The sequence below is a fragment of the Paenibacillus chitinolyticus NBRC 15660 genome (assembly GCF_000739915.1).
GTDB classification, from domain to species: domain Bacteria; phylum Bacillota; class Bacilli; order Paenibacillales; family NBRC-103111; genus Paenibacillus_F; species Paenibacillus_F chitinolyticus.
This window is the reverse complement of record NZ_BBJT01000004.1, coordinates 105,415-125,053: the sequence shown is the minus strand read 5'-3', so window position 1 is coordinate 125,053 and position 19,639 is coordinate 105,415. Positions and strand designations below refer to the sequence as shown.

The window sequence follows — 19,639 nt, the reverse complement described above, 5'->3', positions numbered from 1 at the left end:
CTTTAAAGGAGTGAGACAATGGCTGATGATTTGAGGATATTAATTACTGCCGGTTTAAACGTTGGGAAAACAACAACTGAGATCAATAAAGCAGTAGCTGCCTTAGATAAGAAGATAGACAAACTGCAACTAAGAATTGATGTTGACCAGAATTTTACCAAAAATATCCAAATCTTTACTGGGGCTATAGAGAAGTTAAAGAAGCAGTTAGAGGAATTAAATAAAACTTTTCAAAATACGAATGCAGTAAACAACTTTAGAAGATCTTTAAGTGATACTGACAATCAACTGAGAACATTAGGAAATACAGCACAAGCAAGTAGAACACATGTAACAGGTATAGGCGAAGCCATGGCTTCTGCAATTGCAGGTACACTTACCTGGGGAGTAGCCACCACTGCTATTTATGGTAGCAAGAGAGCCATGGAAGAAATGCTCCAGGTTATTGTTGAAGTTGATACCCAGATGACTCACCTTAAGCGTGTCATGGATGCTGATACAAACTTTGAAGAAATGCTGAACGGCTCAATTGCTATGGCAAATGAGTTGGGGCAAAAGATAACCAAGATTAATGAGGCTTTAATTGACGCGGCACAAGCAGGGTATGCTGCTCAAGAAGCTTTGGATATAACCAGGACAGCAACACTTGCATCTAATGTATCTGATTTAAGTCCAAAAGAAGCTATGTCCAATCTAATCGCGGCAATGAAGGCATATAAGATTGAAGCAAAAGATACCATCCAAATTGTCGATAAGCTGAATCAAGTAGATAACGACTATTCAATTACCACTAAGACATTGTCACAAAGTATGGAAAAGGCTGGTGCTACGGCTGCTACTTACGGAGTTAGCCTAGATCAGTTAATTGGCTATACAGCGGCGATTGGCGAGGTAACAAGAGAAAGCGGTAATATTATTGGTAATGCTCAAAAGTCTATCTTCTCCAGTCTATACAGCAAAAAGGCTGCTACTGCTCTTGCCGAAGTTGGAGTAGCGATTACGGATGTAAATGGACAGAATCGTAAGGCATCTGAAATTATTAATGAGCTGGGTAGCAAATGGAAGTCGCTATCTATGACTCAACAACAGCATACAGCGTTAAGCATTGCGGGTAAGTATCAATTGACGCGATTCCTGGCTTTGATGGGTAATTTTGATATTGCTATTAAAGCGACTCAAACTTCTCTCACTTCTCAGGGATCTGCATTCCGTGAAAATGAAAAATACATGGATTCACTTCAGGCAAAGTTGAATCTAAATAGTGCAGCTTGGCAAAACCTTGCTATAACAATTGGGAATAGCGGAGTAAAGAGTGCGTTTAGTGCAATTGTAAGTTCAATAACTGGCATGGTTAAAGGCTTCACATCGCTTACAGAGGCTACTCATGGATTGAATATCTATTTACCTTTAGCTGCTGCAGGCGTATATGGATTAGTTAAGGCGTTTAATGCATTAAAAGCTGCTGGAATCGGTCTAAAATCAGCTTTTGGATGGGTAGGTATCGCGCTAATTGGTGTGGAAATGTTGATATCTGCATTCATGGGTGGCACAAAATCTGTAGAGGCTAACTCTCAAGCCCTTGCCGAAAACGCCAATCAAACTCGAATGAATGCCGATAACATTCAAAGTCTAGTTGACCAATATAACAAGCTTGAACCACTAGCTACAGGTAACAGTGAGAAACAAAAGGAATTACAGTCTGTACTGAACCAAATTAACAGCATTGCCCCTCAATTAATTGAACATACAGGAAAATATGGCGACTCTCTTTCACTCAACAAAGAAAAAGCTAATGAGTACATCGAATCTTTAAGACAGATGACAAAAGAGCAGGTCGAACAGGCTAAATTGGCTAATGGTATCGAACTCAACAATGTGAATACCGAAATTGCGAAAGCAGAAGATAAGATAAAAAAGTTTGGTACGAATGTTTCTAAAGAGTTTAGTGACTTACAAGTTTACCAAAAGCTATTTGATGCTCGAACCGCTGAACAGGCTGCAATTAATTTCACGAACACGGTAAAGAAAATGAAGAGTGAAATTAAAACTCTTTATGAATCTGGCGATGTTTCGAAGGCCATAGTAAAAGAGGGAGAACTCAAGAATTTACAAAAGCAGTATAGTGATTTTAAAAGGCTCCTTGAAACTAGCGGTGCAAGCCTAAAAGAATATGCAGAGGTAGTAAACGACAAGAATGGTCTTGAGCAGAAGAAGACTCAATTTGTTGAGAGAGAAAGAGCATTAGATAAACTTACGCAGACTCAAGATAAAGCTAAAGGTAGTACCGATCAATTAAGCGGAGCTTTCAATGAACAGACTGGTGAGATTGAAAATAACACAGATGCTCTACAAGATAACAATGATCAAGTTGCAACCGGCATAGCTAAGAATCAAAATTTCATTAAGCAATTTAATACTACAACTAATGAATTGAAAACTTTAAATAACGCTATCCATGATGTAACAAAAGGTCAGGCTTTGTCCAGTGAAGCCACTCAAGATTTAATATTGCAATATCCCGAATTGGCTAGTTACGTACAGATTAGCGCAGAAGGTTTTACTATTGAGAAGTCAGCATTAGATAAAGTTAGACAGGCTAAAATTGATAAAGCGAAAGCGGACCTGGAAAATGAGAAAGCTTCTACGGCCGCCGCTATATCTAATACTATTGCACGGATGCAAGCTTATGGAAAAGAAATCGGAGCAATTAGAAGTGTAGCTGAAGCTAAAGGTAAGCTTGAAGATGTAAACAGAAAAATTATTGAGAATTCTAAACCAGGCATTGAAGAGGAATTAGGATTTAAAGTTGCAACAATTCCTAATCAATATAGAGAGAAATTTGAACAGCAAAAGAAAGCTCAATTAGCAGAGGCCAACGCAACAAGAGATGCATTAAGAGGCTTTATCAGTGAAATGACTGGCTTTGATGCTCAAATTGCTGTTTTGCAGAAAACATTAGATAACCCTAATTTGGGTGTATCTTCATCTAAGACTAAAACGCCAAAAGAGAAAAATGCTAAAACAAAGTCTGAACCGTCAGCTTATGATGAAACCGAAAAGTATAAAATCAACGAATATGAACGTGCATTGCGAAGTCTAGATGATGAACTCAGGGAATCGGAAGCTATTATCAATCGTTATCCTGACACGTCTAAGGATTATCGCGACGAGTTAACGAAGCAAGTTGATATTCGGAAGAAGATGCAAGCTCTTGCCCATAACGAAGCTGAACGACTTCGCTCGGAGATATCGGATGTTAAGAACAAAATTGCCGTTGGTAAACTCAATCAAAAACAAGAAAATGACTTACTCAAGCAACTTGAACAGAAAGAAAACAATCTTAGCCAACTCAGCAATAATTGGTGGGATTATCAAGTTGCAGTTGAATCGACTCAGAAGAAGATTACCGAAAGCATAGCCAAGTACAATAAAGAACAATTCGATATTTCTAAGAATTGGATTGATCAAGAGAAGTATTATAAGCGGCTATCTTTGGAAGATGAATTGGCTGCTTGGGAACGTGTCCAGGCTAGGTATGAGCAAGGGACAGAAGAACGGTTAAATGCGGATAAAGAAGTATATCGTGTCAGACAAGAACTCTTGTCTAAGTATGAGGAAGACTTCAACAAGGTAATGGAGAAAGCATCTCAAGCTGCAGATGAAACAATTGAGAAGCTTCGTAAAAAGATGGAGACAAAGGAGTCGTTTAATCCGGGTGAACTTGCAGATTCAGTAGATGCAATCATGGCAAGTATCGATATGATTGATAAGAAATACCCGAATGGATACTCGCCTATAGATACTTCTGACGAAGCTAGAACGCGGCTTAATGCTTATAAAGGTAACATTACTGGACTCGCGGCCAACATGAAAAGTATCATGGAAATGCCGTATCAAAACGCAGATCAGCTCAAAAATATGATTGATGGACAGATTCAGTTTGCCAACAATATCAAAAAGATTATGAATGAAACGAACGCGCTTATTAAGCAGACTGAAACCGCATATCGGATGCAAGAGGCGTCGTTAGAAAATCAAATTAAACTTCATCAGCAGAGAAACGATAAGATTATTGAAGGTTTGAATAAAGCCCTTGAGGTCAAAGATACGTTTAATTCGACCGATTTCAACACTTCGATTAATTCTATCTTGTCTGCTTTAGATGCATTAGATGGTAAGTATGTTAAAGGTAATTTCGTTGAATCCACATTAGGTACGCGCACTGATTTAGCGGATTATAAAAAGAAAGTTACCGAGATAGCTGAAGCGATTAAGAATTATCAAAACAACGCTAACTTTTCCTCGTCCTCAATTACAGAGCAGACTAAATACATTAATGGGTTGAAGACTCAAATTGATTTGCTTAACGATTCCATCCGAGCCAGAGAGTTACAGTACAAGAATGAAGAAGAAGCTCTCGCTCAACTAATTAAAACAAAAGAGAAATCTTATGACGATGAAATCAATAAGCAGAAAGAAGCATTAAAGAATCTTGATGAGCAAATTGATAAAGAGGATCGCTTAAAGAAACTCAAAGATATTAATGACGAGCTTGATAAAGTTAAGAATGATAAGCGGTTTTCTTATATCGGTGCAGATGGCAAGGAAATTCTTACTTACGACAAGGGTAAGGTTGCTGAATTAGAGAAGCAGCGCGACGAGCTTTTAAAGCAGTACGAACGCGAAGACGTTAAGAAGGCTCTCCAAGACAGCATTGATCAGCTTGAGAAAACCAAGAATGAGACTATTCAAAAACTGCAGGAACAACTGGATAAGACTAAAGGTATTCATCAAAACGAACTCGAATCCCAAAAGCTGTACGTTAAAAGTCTTGAGGATTTGTATCGGATTGGTTTACAGGATGTACAGAACAAAATTGGTCAGTTGAAGTCTCATTATGATACTGAAATTGCAAATGAACAGGCGCGCCTAGATACGCTAAGACAAGTTCATCAATCTGAATTAGACAGTATGAATATGTACGCCGGTTATCTGTCTCAGTTAAATCAATTTCTTACCCAGGATACTCAAACGAAGATCGATGCTCTTAAAACCATTTATGACAAAGAGGCAGAAGACCTTAAAAAGCACCTCAAAGAAATGGTCGAGAATACTAAAAATGGCTCAATTGAGTTTCACAAAGTTCTAGATGAATATAAAAACGGTGCGATCTCAAGACTTGACTCGATGGTGTCAGCAGCTCAAGACAGACTTCGGCAGATGCAGGCTATAATGGCGGCTATGGCTTCTATGTCTGGAGGCGCAGCTCCTTCTTCTGCAATCGTTCCTAAGTATCATACGGGTGGCGTAGTTGGTTCTGCTCCACTAGCCAGTAATGAAGTTCCCGCTATTCTAAAGCTTGGAGAAGAAGTATTTACGCAGGACCACATAGCCAAACTAAAAAGCATCATCATGCAACCAATTAATTTTGTTGGAAGCATCTTAGGAAATGTACGCAACACTATTCCTGATACTCCAATTAGAAACAATCAAGCAATAGCAGGACCTACGTATAACTTATCTAATTTTACAATTCAAGCGAATAACCCTACCGAGTTGTTTAGCGGATTGAATAATTTAATTAAATCAAATAGGACTTAATATGGAGAGGTTTAGGCCTCTCTTTCTTTTTTTATGGAGGTGAATTATGACAATTATCGGATACGATTTTTATGGAACACAGTTTTTCCATAGTCCAGGAAACGCAATAAAAGACATCTTCTATGGTGAGTTAAAGGGTGGTATCTACGATGAATTAGAGATCCGAGATCGTACAGATATGCCGACGGACAAGAACAAAACCAAATGGGAAATTGACCATAGAGCGATATTTAAATTCGTCGGTGATCTAGAAGGTGGCAATATTTCCAATAGTGGATTAGAGATTGTATCCTTTGCAATTAAGCGCCGAAGAGTCAATGAAATCGATTCTGTTACGCTTGACCACATTCCTTTTGTAAATAATCTCAGCATCAACTACGAAGATTACACGCAACCAAATGATGAGTTAATTTATACAATCGTTCCTATTGCCCAAAATGACCTGGAAGGCAAGCCGGTTGAAGTTCATGTGAAATCTGATTTTGTTGGCTGGTGGTTGGTGGATAAAGAAACAGATAATACACTTGGATTTGATTCAGCAATAGGTGAAATCGGTAGTGTCGAAACAGCTTTAAATCAAGGTAGAACGGTAATTGAAACCCTCTCTCGTTATCCTTCTGTATATTATTTCGATAAGGATTATCACACTTTTTCTCTAAGCACTGCAATTATTCCAAGCGAGTTCGAACGTTCTGGACAGAACTATGAGAAGATCGTGAATACGTTTATTCGTGATCATAGACCTTTTATTGTTAAATCCGATACGGGTAGAATCTTTGTCTGTGACTGCAGTAACCCAAGTTTTAGCACACCTCTAAATACATGGAGAGATTATGATTACGGTGTTTTAACCATAGATTTTCTTGAAATTCAAGATTACAACGAGTTTATGAATGAGTAAGAAGGTGAAACATGCAATATTGCTCATCTGATTATTTGGCTGCTTTAAAAAGTCCAATTAAACAAATGTATTTAAAATTTGAGTTTTATGATGCGCAAATGAATTACATTAGTGAATTTACAAAGCAAATCACAGCACAGGATTCAGGCTCCATTTCTGTGGATGCTTCTCGCCCAGTGAGACGCAGCTTTTCATTTAAGCTCATGAACCGTAAGAACGAATTTAATTTTGGCGAAGACAATCTTATTTGGATAGATAAGCGTGTTAAGGTATTCACGGGTTTAAAGCTAAGAACAGGTGAAATTGAATATATTCCACAAGGGGTATTCATTCTAACTGAGCCTGAAGATAGCCATACGGTTGAAGGCAAAATAACCAGTCTTAGCGGTATGGACAAGATGTTCTTGTGTACAGACAAACGTGGGAAATTTAGAACTGAAACAACAATAGATGCTGGCGGAAACATCGGAGCCATCATAAGAGTATTAGCTCAAAAATATGGTGAAACGCAATTTAACTTTGACCCTATTACAGAAACGATTCCATACACGTTTACTTTTCAACCAAGCGACAATATTTATAAAGCAATGTCTGATCTGGCTCTACTTGCTAAGTGTGAGCTTTTTTATGATGTAAATGGGTATCTTCGGTTGCGTAAGATCGATTTGAATCAATTTGAACAATCTCCCTCAGTATGGATGTATGTGCATGGCGATCCGAATGAACGCTTCTATGCTGGAAACGTTCGTAAGTTTGATGAAAATCAATTAGCTAATCGAATTATGGTTTTAGGCGGATCGAGCCAAATTGCTGAGAGTAGATTTGAGCTTATTATTACGGAAACTAATCCATTATGGAAAGGCCATCCCTATTCTATTGAGAAGATTGGCGAAATTACCTATGAGCATAACAGCGGCAATCCTGACAGTTTGCTTGCAACAAATGAAGAATGTAAATGGAGAGCTAAATACGAGCTTATGAATCGGCTAGGTTATGCAGAGCGCGTTTCTTTGTCCTTAAGTCCAAACCATTTGCATGACGCAAACGATGTCATTGAGATTGAAGACGTAGAAAATTCGGTAACAGGCAAATATCTTTTGCAGAGTTTTTCACTCCCATTAACTCCACAATTAATGAACTGCGAATGCATGAAGTATCGTCGCGTTATAGCCGATTGGAATTTTATCTAAGGAGGTGATCGGTTGACGAATGAAGATTTTATAAAAGCGGTTAGACAAATTGTAAATATCGAATTAAAAGAGAACAATTTAGCAATTGGGCATTGGCATTTAGGCACGGTAATGAAGGTGAAAAATAAGACTCTCCTAAGTATTTCAATAAATGGCTCGGCGACTTCCCAAGACGTTCCGTGTAATCCAGATGTGAATTTTATCAAAGGAGATCTTGTTTACGTCGTTTATGTAAATGGAGACTCGAAAAATAAATTTGTTCCTTATAAACGGTTTGCAGATGAGAATTATACCGGCAATAGTGTGGCAAACCAAGTACTAGGAAATCTATCCCTTAACCATAAGGAAGAATCGGGATTAACAGCGCCTTACAATTTTACTGTCATTCAAGGGACGCGCGGCGGGGTTCAGTATTCTGAATTGTGGATTCTTGTTAATGCCTACTACGATTACAAAACGAAGCGTTTTAAAAGAAAAAATGTAAATAACTATTCTTTTGGCTGGCAATTTCAAGGCATGGGTACATATCCAGGTGAAGAAAACTTTGGCGACTATTCAAATCAAGGCGTAAACCTGTGGAAAGCAAACGGTAAATCAGCATATGGGGTCAATGATCCGGCTAGAGATATGACGAATGAAGATATAGGTGCAGTACAATCAGACGGATCGTGGCGTGAATTTGGAATCATGTTAGGCTGGAATAATGTCTTTATGTGTGATTCCTATGGCGGCATGACAATTGGTGGTGCTGGATTTGAAATAGACGGGAATGGTACGAGTCCCTTCAAGCGTGTATCTTTAAACAAGTTTAACGGTGGAAGTGTAGATTCTTCAAAAGAATATGAGCAATATGGCTACGCATATAACGGCAACCTGTGGAACGCCTTTCATGGAATGCACGGAAGCGATCAAAACAACAGAAATAGCTTCTTCTGGGGGCTAGTTAGCCCAATTGATTTTTATGATCAAGGATACCATAACCCATACTCTAACCAGGCTTCTATGGAGGAAGTTAAATTTGTTTTACGAATGAAGCCTAAGAACGTAGGACATCAAGCAGAAAACTGGAAAGATATCATGTCCATGGATATGGAAGGAAATATGAAATTAAAGGAAAGAACCGTCTCCGCTACTCTAGTAGCAAATGCAACTGTTAACGGAACAGACTTTAATTTTAACTATCCCGACTCAACATGGAATAAGAGTAACACATTTATAGCAGGCGTAATCGGTGTTCAGTCCAACGGCTCACTTAAACAATTTGGCGCTATAAATGCGACCTTCACAGACTTTGGAGCCTACGGTTATCTCGGCGAGGGTTTTGTTTCTGCAAAAATTCTTATATCCAAATACTAAAAGAAATGAGGTGATTTATTGGCTATACAAAAGCCCTATAATATCAGCTTAAAGGGTACGACTGTCGATGCGAAGGATTCCATAAAAGTATCTTGGCAAAGTTCTGGTGACATGAGTACAGGATTTCAGGTTCAGATTTATAGAAACCAAGATAACAACTTAATTTATGATAGCGGTCGAATAACATCGTTTGCGAAAACCTATTCTCTTCCAGCATTTGCTTTGCCAAATGGGTACGAATTGAAAGTGAAAGTTACAATATGGGATTCGGGTAACAACTTTGCAGTCTCGGACACGGAAATATTCCAAACATCATCTAGACCAAATGTTTCTGTATCTCCCATTGGCATCGTAAATTCCCAATCGTATGAGTTTTCTGCGACCTATAGTCAGAATGAAGATATTCCGCTCAGATCATGGATTTCTTTCTTATATGACAAAGATAAAACGCTAATTAGCCAGTCTAATGTAAGGATGTCAACTCCACTTGTTTATTTAATTAATTATTTAAAAAGCGGTTCATCTTATTTTGTTGAGTTCCAAGCGACAAGCAATAAAGGTTCCGTTGGTACGAGTGGTTTGATACCATTCTCTGTTAGTTATCTGCAGCCTGACATCAGCATTAATCTTGATGCGAAGAACATTAAGAATGCCGGAATTCAATTGTCATGGAAAACAATTCAGATTATTGGAAGTACCACTAAGCAGCCTGTTTATCTAAATGGAGAGAAACTAGACCTGCGCGATGATGTTTTTACATTTACAGACGGATTTCATGTGGACGCAGACTTTACATTGAAACTGTGGTTTGAGGACATCAAATCTTATACAGATTTATTGGTTTTAAAAGGACAGAACGGAATCATGACTCTTCAGTATTGGGACGACGATCAACGTTTTCACCTATTTAGAGAAGTTTACAACTACCGTTCGCATTACGCCAGCCAGCCGCTAACCGGAAATGGCTATTTTTTATGCATTCAACAGATTGGCGGAGACATGAATATATTTGGTGAGGTGAATTAGAAATATGGCAGTTAATTTATCTACGTTTCCTTTAGCGATAGATCAATTTCAAAAACACTATGAAATTCAAGCTCAAGACATTCCAGGAATACAAAGGTTTCAGGAATTAAAATTAAAAGCCAGCCGTACTCCCTCAGAAGAGACTGAGTTAGCTAATTTAACAGTGCAGTATCGGGAAAAGTTTATTTCTGCCGATGATTTTAATAGGTTCCAAGATGCCTTGGTTAACATGGAAATCTTCATTAAGGATAATGTAGAAGGTTATATCTTAACCAAGCAGGGGGAATTTACAAACTACGTAGATGCAGCCAAAAATACAGTCCAGACCACAAAGGACTCTGCCCTACAAACCATTGAACAAAAAAAGGAAAATGTAATTACTTATCTTGATGGAACCACGGCAGGAGCTTTACGAAATGATATTGGTGTCATGGGGGATTTGGAGACTGTAAATAAACAATCTCTTGTTAAAGTGGCCAATGAACTTCGATCTGACAGCATAAGAGTAGATAATAAAGTCGGCGTTTTGTCTACTCTTAATACGACTGATCAGAGCAATATTGTGAAAGCGATGAATGAAATCAAATCAAATTTAGAGATAGCATATTGGATGGGGGTATAAAATGATCAATACGCCAAAAAGATTATATGTGAATCAGCCGGGTATGACTGTTTCGACAGCGTATACCGTTCCAGCGTTAACAACAACGATTGTGAAAAATATACATATTGCGAATAATACGGCTGCTGTTTCTACTGTAACTATTCATCTTGTGCCCAATGGACAGACGGCAACGAATGCAAATAAAATTATCGCTAGTTATCCGGTTAAACCAAATGACAGTATTAGTGTTGATCTGTCATCGGTTCTCCATAGCGGTGACACGATTCAAGTTTCTCAAGGTACAGCAAACGCTATTTCAGTTTATATCTCTGGAGTTGAGTGTGTATGAGTATTCGCCGTTTAGGAGACATGAGGATCAAGCCTGGGGCATCTGGTGATGTTCAGCCAAGCGATGTAAGAGCAGGTAAAACATTTTCGTCTGAAATTGATACTGATTTAGTTGGAACTTTGCCTGATCGTGGAGCTATGACATTTACACCAAGCGGAACAAGTACTGTATCAATTCCAGATGGCATCCATGCCAGTAGCAAGATAACACAAGTGAACGTACCCGCGGATAAAGTTTTAACTGGTACAACAATTGCAAGTGTAGCAGGTACAATGTCTAATAGAGGTGCTCCAACATTTAACGTTTCTCCTAACAATCAATTAATCTCACCAGGTTATTATTCAGGCGGTATTGTAGCAGGGGACGCGAATATCAAGCCTGAAAATATTCGTCAGGATGTTTGGATTGGAGGTGTAAAAGGTACAGGTCTTAAATATGGTGTTGGAGAATGGATTCCCTTTCCCTCATCTAAGCCATATAGACTATTACAAAAATTCACCTATACAATTCCGTTCACGGATGGCGCAAAAAATGGCCAAATAAATATTGCTGGTAGAAAAGGTTCATTTTTAGCTTGGTATTATTATTGGTGGAGTAACCCGAATTATACAACAAATTATAGATCGTTTATAGTTTGTTTGAACGAAAACGGAACTGAAAGATGGAAAAATAGTCTAGGTACTAATGCACCGTCTCACTCAGGTGTTTATGTCTCTAAAGACGGCCTTTATGGATTCTTAACTAAAGTTGATCAAATATCGGGTGAGTCTAGTACTTATTACAATCTTACAGTGATTAAATATCGTATGTCTGATGGTGCAGTAATATGGCAAGCGCCAACTAACTATATATCTTTTTCTCCAACTGGTTTTTTTGAAGATACAAACGGTGAACTTTTTATTTATGGTTCTTATCTGGGAAGTGGCGACGGGAGCAATACTATTGTTAGATATAATATGGCATCAGGTACATCATCAGGCTTTATTTCCGGAGGATCAGGTCGAACAGAATCTATAGCAATAACACCCGATGGAAGATATATTTATGTTAAAAGTACGGGTTACTCTGACTATAATAAACTTCAAGGTACAGGTACAACAAGTAACAATGAATTTGGCAAAAGATTATTTAGTACATATGGCAATTATTATTTTTCAAGAACCAACAAGATTTTATATGTACCTTCTACAGGTAAGCTTATAGCTATTGGAGACAGTAATGCCGTAATAGGTTCTGGTCCATTGCCTTCAGGATTAAATGGCACTGAAATAACTATGATGCTTGAAATGAACCCGGATACTTATTATCCAACTGAAGGATTTTATAGAGGTCTTCCGGGTGGATACTGGGCTGGATACGCAACTTTAGACGATACTGGTTATGCACTTTGTGGACTTAGTAGCTCTAAAGGTGTATATCTATTAGACGGCAATACTAAAACTACGCCAATGTTAATACCCAATTCGTTTTTTACCAGTGGATATGCGCCTAGCATGGCTTCGTGGGATGGTAGTAATTATCTTGCATGCGCTGATTCTGGATATAATTCTGCTACTGTTTATTACCTAAACGCTTATTATATATAAGGAGGTCAAAAGATGTCTAAAGCCTATATTCTACTTAATGAAAACGGTGATCTAACTTCAACATTCTTTGAAAAAGAATTTGCACCTAAAGAGGCTATAGAAGTTAATGCCCCTATGTTGGACCAAGATAAAATGAATACTCATTATTCATTTCTTACATATGATAAAGAAACAAAAGTGCTTTCTTACAGGTATGAAGAAATATACAAAGGACCAACACTTGAACAACAAGTTGAGGAGCTCAAAGCACAAAATGCACAGATGCTTCTTGCCTTAACTGAAAACGGGCTATTATAAAGGAGCTGAAAACATGGATTGGTTTAAGACGGTAAAAACGTACTACGATGCCGGTTATTATACGAATGATAATGTTAAGGTATTTGTGATTAAAAATAAAATAACTGTTGCTCAATATAAACAAATTACTGATGAAGATTACTCTATATAGAGTAAATGAATAAAATATATGTATAAAGGGTCTCGTGAATGTGAGGCCTCCTTATTAATTAGGAGGATAAAAATTGAATGAATCAATTTTGAAACTTATCTTTAGTACAGGAGCAACTATTACTACATACGCATTCGGCGGTTGGTCTGCAGTATTAGGGGTTCTTGTTGCTCTCGTAGTAATTGACCAAGTAACCGGTATTGTGGCATCGATTAAAGACGGAACTGGGCTAAGCTCTCGTGTAGGTTTTATTGGTATAAGCAAAAAAGTATTTATTTTTGTAGTTATCGCAATGTGTCATTGGTTTGATGGCATTATGAATCTGAATGGGATCTTGATGGATGCAGCAATATATTTTTACATTGCGAATGAAACCATCTCTATTATCGAAAACCTTGGACGCATCGATGTACTCATTCCAGAACAACTCAAACAAATCATTACTGTGCTACGAAATAAGAATCAGAAGTAGGTGATGAATAAATGGGCTTACAACTTGAATTTATCTTAAGTAAATCATCAAAACGTCTAAGCGATCTTCATCCAACAGTTAAAATTGCTGCGGAAAAGCTAATCATAAACAGTTATAAAAGAGGAGTTCCAATTGTAATTACACAAGGACTTAGGACATTTGCAGAACAGAACGCCTTATATGCACAGGGGAGATTTGGCGACAAGAAGCCTGTTGTAACAAATGCCAAAGCCGGTGAGAGTTTTCATAATTATGGTGTAGCTATTGATTTTGCATTGTTATTACCAGATGGTAAGAATGTGTCCTGGGATATGCAAAGAGATGGGGACGGAGATCGTCAGTGTGATTGGCTTGAGGTTGTTGAGGAAGCTAAAAAGCTTGGATTCCTTTGGGGTGGAGACTGGATTAATTTTAAGGATTCTCCACATTTTGAAATGACCTTTGGTCTTACGATTAAGGATTTTCAATCAGGTAAAAGACCGCCTATTGTAAAGGAGAGCATCAAGGAGGATGAAGATAATATGCCATTGCCATTGAATGATTATGAATGGAAAATGCTAAACGGTATATGGAGTCAACGATATAACAAAGGTGAAATTACAGATTGGAAATGGATTGATAAGATCAGATGTAAGCAATTAAATGCTGGCGAGTTAGCATTCCTGAATGCGGTAATTGCAGCTAAAAAGGATTGTCTAAGTGTAGAAGCTGAGTCCGCGGGGATGTAAAAAATTGAAGAAGATAAATGAAGGCAAGAAATTTGAAAAGAATTATGAAAGTGCAGTAAATCGCACCAATTACTTTTTTCTAAGACTTAAAGATAGCGCTAAATGGTTAAGGGGTTCTGGAGCTACTTTTACACCTGAAAACCCATGTGATGGGATTCAATATGCTGCCCCCTTTCTATGGCTAGTAGAATTGAAAAGCACCAAAGGGAGTTCGATAAGCTTTAATCCTGAAAGACCAGAAGAGAAACCCCAAAACAAAACTACACAGGTAATGATTAAGGCTCATCAGGTTAAATCGCTTATGAAATTTGCAACTAAAGATGGATTGATACCTGGATTCATATTCAATTTTAGAGAAAGAAAAACAAAAACTAAATCATATCCGGATGAAACGTTTTTCGTACATATAAATGATTTCATAAGCTGGTCAAAGAGTAGTGGGAAATCAGGAATAAACAGAGACGACTGTAAGACGATTGGAGTTAAAATACACTCGTCTAGAACTCAAAAATACGATATAAGCAAATTCGTAGGAGAAGCAGTATCGGCTTTTATTCAACGTGGATACATTAAGAGTGAATTCATAAAAGGTATGAGTGAATACTTGCTTACTATTAGTAAGTGATATAAAGGAAACTATAGGGTAGTCTTTAACAATCGTTTTTTAACGAAAGTTGAGGATTGCCCTATTTTTTTCTCTATTATTAAAATAAAAGGTTGCAATAAATTAAAATGTGCTATATTATAGATTCATGGAGATAGCAACATGCGGAGACAACAAAACAAATAAAAAAAGGATGATTAAATGACCGAAAAAACCAATGTTAGAGAAATTGAATTTCATGGCACCAAATTATTATGTGTTCAATCCGAGGATAAAAAAATTTGGGTTGGTGTTTCTTTTATATGTAACGGTATTGGTCTTAGCGAAGGCCAGCGTGATAGACAAGTGAAAAACCTTCAAGACGATGTTTTGTTGAAAAGAGGTTGTAAAAAGCTGCCCGTCAAATTTGACGGACAGGTTAGAGAAACATTGATTATTGATATTGATTATTTACCTTTATGGCTAGCCAAGATATCAATTACTCCGTCGATGTTATCTAGAAACCCTGAACTTGTTACTAAACTAATCGAATATCAGTTAAAGGCAAAAGACGTGCTTGCTCAGGCTTTCATTTATAAAAAGACAGAATACCACATCCCAGATACTTATGCAGAAGCCTTAAGGTTAGCTGCTGAAGTTCAATTTCAACTTGAAATTGCTCAACCAAAAGCAGAAAAATATGATGAGTTCTTGAATTCAGATGGACTAATCCAGTTGAACGAAGTAGCGAAACATTTAAAAATTGGACTAAAGACTTTTTACGCTATCCTCCGCACAGAAGGAATCTTGATGAAACAGAAGAAGCCGAATGTGCATATTCCTACAGCCAAATATGCAAATAAGGGATACTTCTCTATTGTTAGAGAGCAAGTACCAAATAAAGACAGTAAGATGGTTTGGCATTCAGTTGCTTATGCTACACATTCGGGCTTTGATTTTCTGAACAAATTTATAAGTGCATACATACAAGAAGAGACTGCATAACAAGTAAAGTGGAGGATATTAAATGAGAATTGAGGTATCCGATAAAATAGTGGCTGTTTGGCTAAACGAGTCTGATTTGCATTCGGAAGAGTTGAAGCAATTGGCATTGGAGTGCAGGAGAGACAAAAAGAAGTTGGTTAAATTTGTTTCGGGGAAAAATGACATTGCTGAAACTGTAGAAAAACTGATAATGAATAACTTAAATATAGGCCCTAACAAAAGTAGATATAAATAAAATAAAAGTAATTAATAATAAATAATTAATACTAATTGATGTGTTGAATAGGACAAATCGTTCATGAATAAATTTTTCTTGAGGTGATCATATATGATTAGAAAAAATGAGAAAAAAGTAATTTTAGGAATCAAAGACATTATGGAAAGATTACAAATCGGTAGGAACATGGCTGCGCGAATTTTAGCATCTGACGAACTACATGTATTCCGAATTAATGAAAAAAGATTTGTACACGAAGATGTTTTTGAAAAGTGGCTTAAAGGCGATCAATAAAAATATATTGCGGAGTCTGGGTGTGATAAACTAAAATTGTCACGTTTTGACTCCGTTTTACTTACAAGGTATACGGAGGTATTTGAATGCCAGAGCCTAAAAAAAATCCTAAGACAGAAACTTGGGAATTTGTCTTTGATTACTATGTCAAAGGTGTTCGCAAACAGGTCAGAAGAAGAGGTTTCCAGACCAGAAAACAAGCAAGTAAAGCTATGATTGCTCTACAAAATGAAGTCTTAGAGGAAAAGTTTGTATGTACAGACAAGACAACCGTAGGGGCCTTTGTACAGAATTGGATTGATACAGTTAGAAAATTAGAAATTGACGAAACGACCATGTATAACAACAAACTTTATTTAAAGAATCACATAATGCCTCGCATTGGAAAATTGAGACTTCAAAAATTAGACCATATTGTTTGTCAGGAATTTGTTAATGAAATGCATGAGAAAGGTTATGCAAGAAATACGATAGACAGAGTTGTAACGATGCTGAAAAAGGCTCTTGATAAAGCTGTACAGTATAAATTGATTCGCGAGAACTATATGAGGCAGGTAACACTACCTAGAGTAGTTAAAAAGGCAAAGGAAATATGGACGGCCAAGCAAGCGATCCAGTTTTTAAAAGCAACAGAGGACAGAAGATTTCATTGTGTGTATGCATTAGCATTGTTGACGGGAATGAGGCAAGGAGAAATCCTTGGACTAAGATGGAGAGACATCGATTTTGAAAGACGAATTATTTCTATCAATCAAACGTTAACTCATTATGGGAAGACCATCAAAAGTGGTGCAAAAACTGCTGCGGGAATTAGAACAATTGCTATGCCGAATTTGCTTATAACGATTTTGAAGAAACAGTATGAAAAATACGATGAACTGAAGCAAAAACTTGGTGAGAAATTTATTGATATGGATCTGGTTATTTTCAATTTGTCTAATGGTAAAACAGTTTTTCCATCAAATTTAACTAAAGTTTATACTGCCGATGTAAAGAGAGCGGGACTTCCTCATATTACGTTTCACTCTATGCGTCACACTCATGCAACAATGCTGATTGAGCAAAACGTAAATGTGAAATTGATTTCCGAAAGACTGGGACATTCTAAAATTGGAGTAACCCTTGATACTTACAGTCATGTGATTCCAAGTATGCAGCAAGAGGTCGCGGATACGATTGATGAGATCATGGTGATGTGACCACGTTGTGACTTTTAACTGATATGGTTAGAAAGGCCTAGATTTATCAAGGGTTTGAGGCCGATTACATCCATCGCGGAGCACTTGATGTCGCTCTGCTGAACGAACGGCTGAGCGACCGCCAGATTATCGCCGCCCGTGCCACGGGTGTGAAAACCATCGGCGAGCTGCTCGACGCTCCGCTGGAATCCGTTACGCATACGGCCGAGGAGATAGGGATCTTCGCGGGTATGACCGGCCGTGACGCCATACGTAAAATGATGTAGAAAAATCGGAAAGCCTCGGATGCGGGTGCTGCCGCTGTGCAGACGCCCGCCTTTTTTTTACGCGGAAAAACGTGACGCTATCCTTCATCTAATTGTCCCAAAAGATCATTTGAGGTATAATTCCCATGTAATGGAAAATACGTTCTCTCCAATTCTTTTATTGACCGATGTCCTAATAGATTTATTTTGTGAGAGGGAAACCTGCGGGATTCGGTGGTTTTCAGAAAGTGGTGATGGTTTGGGGCCCAAAATAACTTCGATTCGCACACAATTGAAGAACTATCTAGATCGCCGGCAGATGACGATTAATCAATTTGCGGAAATATCCGGAATCAACTCCGGAACGTTAAGCATTATTTTGCACGGGAATCGTCCGATCGCCATGCAGCAGCTGGATCGAATGACCGCCGGAATGGGGCTTCACGAAGGCCATTTCTATGACGTGTACATTGAAGAATGTTTTTTTCATTCGAATCCGGATTGGCGCAGATTGGGGCCGCTCATACACCGCTGTGCGGAGCTGGGCAAACTGGATCTCCTGCTGCGCGTGGTACGGCTGATGCTGGAAAATCTCTCGTATCTTCCTTTGTTATTTGAGACGGCCGAACAATTTCATTCGGAAGGAAGAAGAGAGGCCGCCGTACTTTTGTATGAGTGCATTGCGGAGAGTGAAAAGTATCAGCATTCCGAAAGACTGGCCCTTTGTCAGTACCGGTTGTTTACCCTTGCCATAGGAGATGATTTAAAAGCTAATTTACGGGCGGCGACCTTATTCGAAAGCTATGTGCCCCGGTTAGACGTATCGGATCAGTTGGATGCGCTTAATCAATTGGCTTATGTGTTCGGGACTCTGCACGAATGGGAGAAAGTCGATACACTAGCCAAAGAGCTGCACCGGATTGCGACGATTCAGTACCGGCTTGAGCCGGCTTCGGAACCCGGCAGGGAGACTATCAAGCAGCCCAAACGTCCGCTTTGCTATTATATCCTCCAGGCCCTGCTGATTCGTTCGGTCGTATGCGAGGAACGCGGCAAATTCGATCAGGCGCTGTATTACGTTTCCTTGTACGCGAAACCGGACTGGGTACGGGAACAATCGGATGAAGAGAGACGTATTGTCGAACAGTTTAGAGAATGGGCGGTAGCGAATACTTATTTGTACCGCATCATGTCGGGAGACCTAGTGGTTCTGCCCGAATACATCAACTGTATCGCGTCCCGCAAGGACGATATTTTCACGGCACTCTGCAAAATCGTACAAATAGCCAATCGGTACGGATATGAGATCGACGATATTCTGGACCGCTTTTCTTCTCATCTTCCCTATCAAACCTATCAATCTGAATTCGGCGAATACAACAAGCCCGTTATGAAGGAGCGATACGCCCAGTTTTTGAGCGATTTGGCGGCCTATCATTTGACTCAAAATCGTAGAAAAGGGATAAAGTTTGTACTGCACGGATTGGAATTTTCTGTTAGAATAAATAGTGAGAGAAATATTATTCAATGCATGGCGCTTTTTGAAAGATTTAGGCATTTGGCGGGCGTTGAAGAGAAGAATGAATTCAAACATTTAGTGAATGAGGTGCGATTAGGATGAAAAGAAAACTATCGGTTTTGCTCGTGCTGTCGAGTGTGGCAATTGCTGTTTTGGCGCCAAGTACGGGATTTTCAGCTCAACCGCAGACGCAAGTACATAAGATCGTACAATTGGGGCATGGCTGGGGCAATTAACCCGCCGAATGAACAGGATAGCGGCAGTAAAGACATTCCCGTTTTTTCCGGGAGTGTCTTTTTTATTCGGGGGAGAAGGC

18 protein-coding genes and 1 pseudogene are annotated in these 19,639 nt (G+C 38.5%); all 19 read left to right on the top strand.

Annotated features, from left to right (window positions below; translation table 11 throughout):
• Positions 1-18: 18 nt before the first annotated feature.
• The 19 genes and pseudogenes from PCH01S_RS10500 to PCH01S_RS10420 all read left to right on the top strand — a co-directional run bounded on the left by PCH01S_RS10500 (position 19) and on the right by PCH01S_RS10420 (position 19,425).
• Positions 19-5,601 carry a phage tail tape measure protein gene (locus PCH01S_RS10500; protein WP_042229095.1) on the top strand — a complete coding sequence of 1,861 codons (5,583 nt, stop codon included), beginning with the start codon at positions 19-21 and terminating at the stop codon, positions 5,599-5,601.
• A gap of 46 nt (positions 5,602-5,647) precedes the next feature.
• Positions 5,648-6,502 (top strand): hypothetical protein, encoded by an 855-nt coding sequence (locus PCH01S_RS10495; RefSeq protein ID WP_042229094.1) that lies wholly within the window; start codon positions 5,648-5,650, stop codon positions 6,500-6,502.
• 11 nt (positions 6,503-6,513) lie between these two features.
• A complete protein-coding gene (locus PCH01S_RS10490; protein WP_042229092.1) occupies positions 6,514-7,692 on the top strand; it encodes a hypothetical protein in 1,179 nt (392 codons plus the stop codon).
• 12 nt (positions 7,693-7,704) lie between these two features.
• Positions 7,705-9,048, top strand: coding sequence for a hypothetical protein (locus PCH01S_RS10485; RefSeq protein ID WP_042229090.1), 1,344 nt, complete (start codon positions 7,705-7,707; stop codon positions 9,046-9,048).
• A gap of 18 nt (positions 9,049-9,066) precedes the next feature.
• Complete coding sequence (locus PCH01S_RS10480; RefSeq protein ID WP_042229089.1) at positions 9,067-10,074, top strand: hypothetical protein; 1,008 nt, start codon at positions 9,067-9,069, stop codon at positions 10,072-10,074.
• 4 nt (positions 10,075-10,078) lie between these two features.
• Entirely contained in the window at positions 10,079-10,696 is a 618-nt protein-coding gene (locus PCH01S_RS10475) for a hypothetical protein (protein ID WP_042229088.1), read from the top strand.
• A gap of 1 nt (position 10,697) precedes the next feature.
• Positions 10,698-11,027, top strand: a complete 330-nt coding sequence (locus PCH01S_RS29710) for a hypothetical protein (protein WP_084706573.1) — start codon at positions 10,698-10,700, stop codon at positions 11,025-11,027.
• Positions 11,024-12,613 carry a hypothetical protein gene (locus PCH01S_RS30380; protein WP_129112459.1) on the top strand — a complete coding sequence of 530 codons (1,590 nt, stop codon included), beginning with the start codon at positions 11,024-11,026 and terminating at the stop codon, positions 12,611-12,613. The genes PCH01S_RS29710 and PCH01S_RS30380 overlap by 4 nt, the downstream gene beginning before the upstream one ends.
• A gap of 12 nt (positions 12,614-12,625) precedes the next feature.
• Positions 12,626-12,910, top strand: a complete 285-nt coding sequence (locus tag PCH01S_RS10470; RefSeq protein WP_042229087.1) for a hypothetical protein — start codon at positions 12,626-12,628, stop codon at positions 12,908-12,910.
• Between the two features lie 13 nt (positions 12,911-12,923).
• Entirely contained in the window at positions 12,924-13,061 is a 138-nt protein-coding gene (locus PCH01S_RS29705; protein WP_084706572.1) for an XkdX family protein, read from the top strand.
• Positions 13,062-13,134: 73 nt separating this feature from the next.
• Positions 13,135-13,533 carry a phage holin family protein gene (locus tag PCH01S_RS10465; protein WP_042229086.1) on the top strand — a complete coding sequence of 133 codons (399 nt, stop codon included), beginning with the start codon at positions 13,135-13,137 and terminating at the stop codon, positions 13,531-13,533.
• Between the two features lie 11 nt (positions 13,534-13,544).
• Positions 13,545-14,261, top strand: coding sequence for a M15 family metallopeptidase (locus tag PCH01S_RS10460; protein WP_042229084.1), 717 nt, complete (start codon positions 13,545-13,547; stop codon positions 14,259-14,261).
• A gap of 4 nt (positions 14,262-14,265) precedes the next feature.
• Positions 14,266-14,886, top strand: a complete 621-nt coding sequence (locus tag PCH01S_RS29270; protein ID WP_053228691.1) for a hypothetical protein — start codon at positions 14,266-14,268, stop codon at positions 14,884-14,886.
• A gap of 180 nt (positions 14,887-15,066) precedes the next feature.
• Positions 15,067-15,849, top strand: coding sequence for a phage antirepressor KilAC domain-containing protein (locus PCH01S_RS29700; RefSeq protein ID WP_084706571.1), 783 nt, complete (start codon positions 15,067-15,069; stop codon positions 15,847-15,849).
• 22 nt (positions 15,850-15,871) lie between these two features.
• Entirely contained in the window at positions 15,872-16,084 is a 213-nt protein-coding gene (locus PCH01S_RS10440; RefSeq protein WP_042229083.1) for a hypothetical protein, read from the top strand.
• 93 nt (positions 16,085-16,177) lie between these two features.
• Positions 16,178-16,360 carry a hypothetical protein gene (locus tag PCH01S_RS10435; protein WP_009671540.1) on the top strand — a complete coding sequence of 61 codons (183 nt, stop codon included), beginning with the start codon at positions 16,178-16,180 and terminating at the stop codon, positions 16,358-16,360.
• Between the two features lie 86 nt (positions 16,361-16,446).
• On the top strand, positions 16,447-17,559 hold the full coding sequence (locus PCH01S_RS10430; protein ID WP_042229080.1) for a tyrosine-type recombinase/integrase: 1,113 nt from the start codon (positions 16,447-16,449) through the stop codon (positions 17,557-17,559).
• Between the two features lie 65 nt (positions 17,560-17,624).
• Positions 17,625-17,825, top strand: a pseudogene (locus tag PCH01S_RS10425) (DUF1805 domain-containing protein); the annotation flags it as partial.
• Between the two features lie 238 nt (positions 17,826-18,063).
• Positions 18,064-19,425, top strand: a complete 1,362-nt coding sequence (locus PCH01S_RS10420; RefSeq protein ID WP_407670210.1) for a helix-turn-helix domain-containing protein — start codon at positions 18,064-18,066, stop codon at positions 19,423-19,425.
• The last annotated feature ends 214 nt before the right edge of the window (positions 19,426-19,639 follow it).

Excerpts from the sequence above, each read along its gene's own strand:
- PCH01S_RS29710 (WP_084706573.1), top strand. The coding sequence starts at position 10,698 with ATGATCAATACGCCAAAAAGATTATATGTGAATCAGCCGGGTATGACT.
- PCH01S_RS10460 (WP_042229084.1), top strand. The coding sequence starts at position 13,545 with ATGGGCTTACAACTTGAATTTATCTTAAGTAAATCATCAAAACGTCTA.
- PCH01S_RS10440 (WP_042229083.1), top strand. The coding sequence starts at position 15,872 with ATGAGAATTGAGGTATCCGATAAAATAGTGGCTGTTTGGCTAAACGAG.
- PCH01S_RS10475 (WP_042229088.1), top strand. The coding sequence starts at position 10,079 with ATGGCAGTTAATTTATCTACGTTTCCTTTAGCGATAGATCAATTTCAA.
- PCH01S_RS29705 (WP_084706572.1), top strand. The coding sequence starts at position 12,924 with ATGGATTGGTTTAAGACGGTAAAAACGTACTACGATGCCGGTTATTAT.
- PCH01S_RS10470 (WP_042229087.1), top strand. The coding sequence starts at position 12,626 with ATGTCTAAAGCCTATATTCTACTTAATGAAAACGGTGATCTAACTTCA.
- PCH01S_RS10435 (WP_009671540.1), top strand. The coding sequence starts at position 16,178 with ATGATTAGAAAAAATGAGAAAAAAGTAATTTTAGGAATCAAAGACATT.
- PCH01S_RS10490 (WP_042229092.1), top strand. The coding sequence starts at position 6,514 with ATGCAATATTGCTCATCTGATTATTTGGCTGCTTTAAAAAGTCCAATT.
- PCH01S_RS30380 (WP_129112459.1), top strand. The coding sequence starts at position 11,024 with ATGAGTATTCGCCGTTTAGGAGACATGAGGATCAAGCCTGGGGCATCT.
- PCH01S_RS10495 (WP_042229094.1), top strand. The coding sequence starts at position 5,648 with ATGACAATTATCGGATACGATTTTTATGGAACACAGTTTTTCCATAGT.
- PCH01S_RS10430 (WP_042229080.1), top strand. The coding sequence starts at position 16,447 with ATGCCAGAGCCTAAAAAAAATCCTAAGACAGAAACTTGGGAATTTGTC.
- PCH01S_RS29700 (WP_084706571.1), top strand. The coding sequence starts at position 15,067 with ATGACCGAAAAAACCAATGTTAGAGAAATTGAATTTCATGGCACCAAA.
- PCH01S_RS10500 (WP_042229095.1), top strand. The coding sequence starts at position 19 with ATGGCTGATGATTTGAGGATATTAATTACTGCCGGTTTAAACGTTGGG.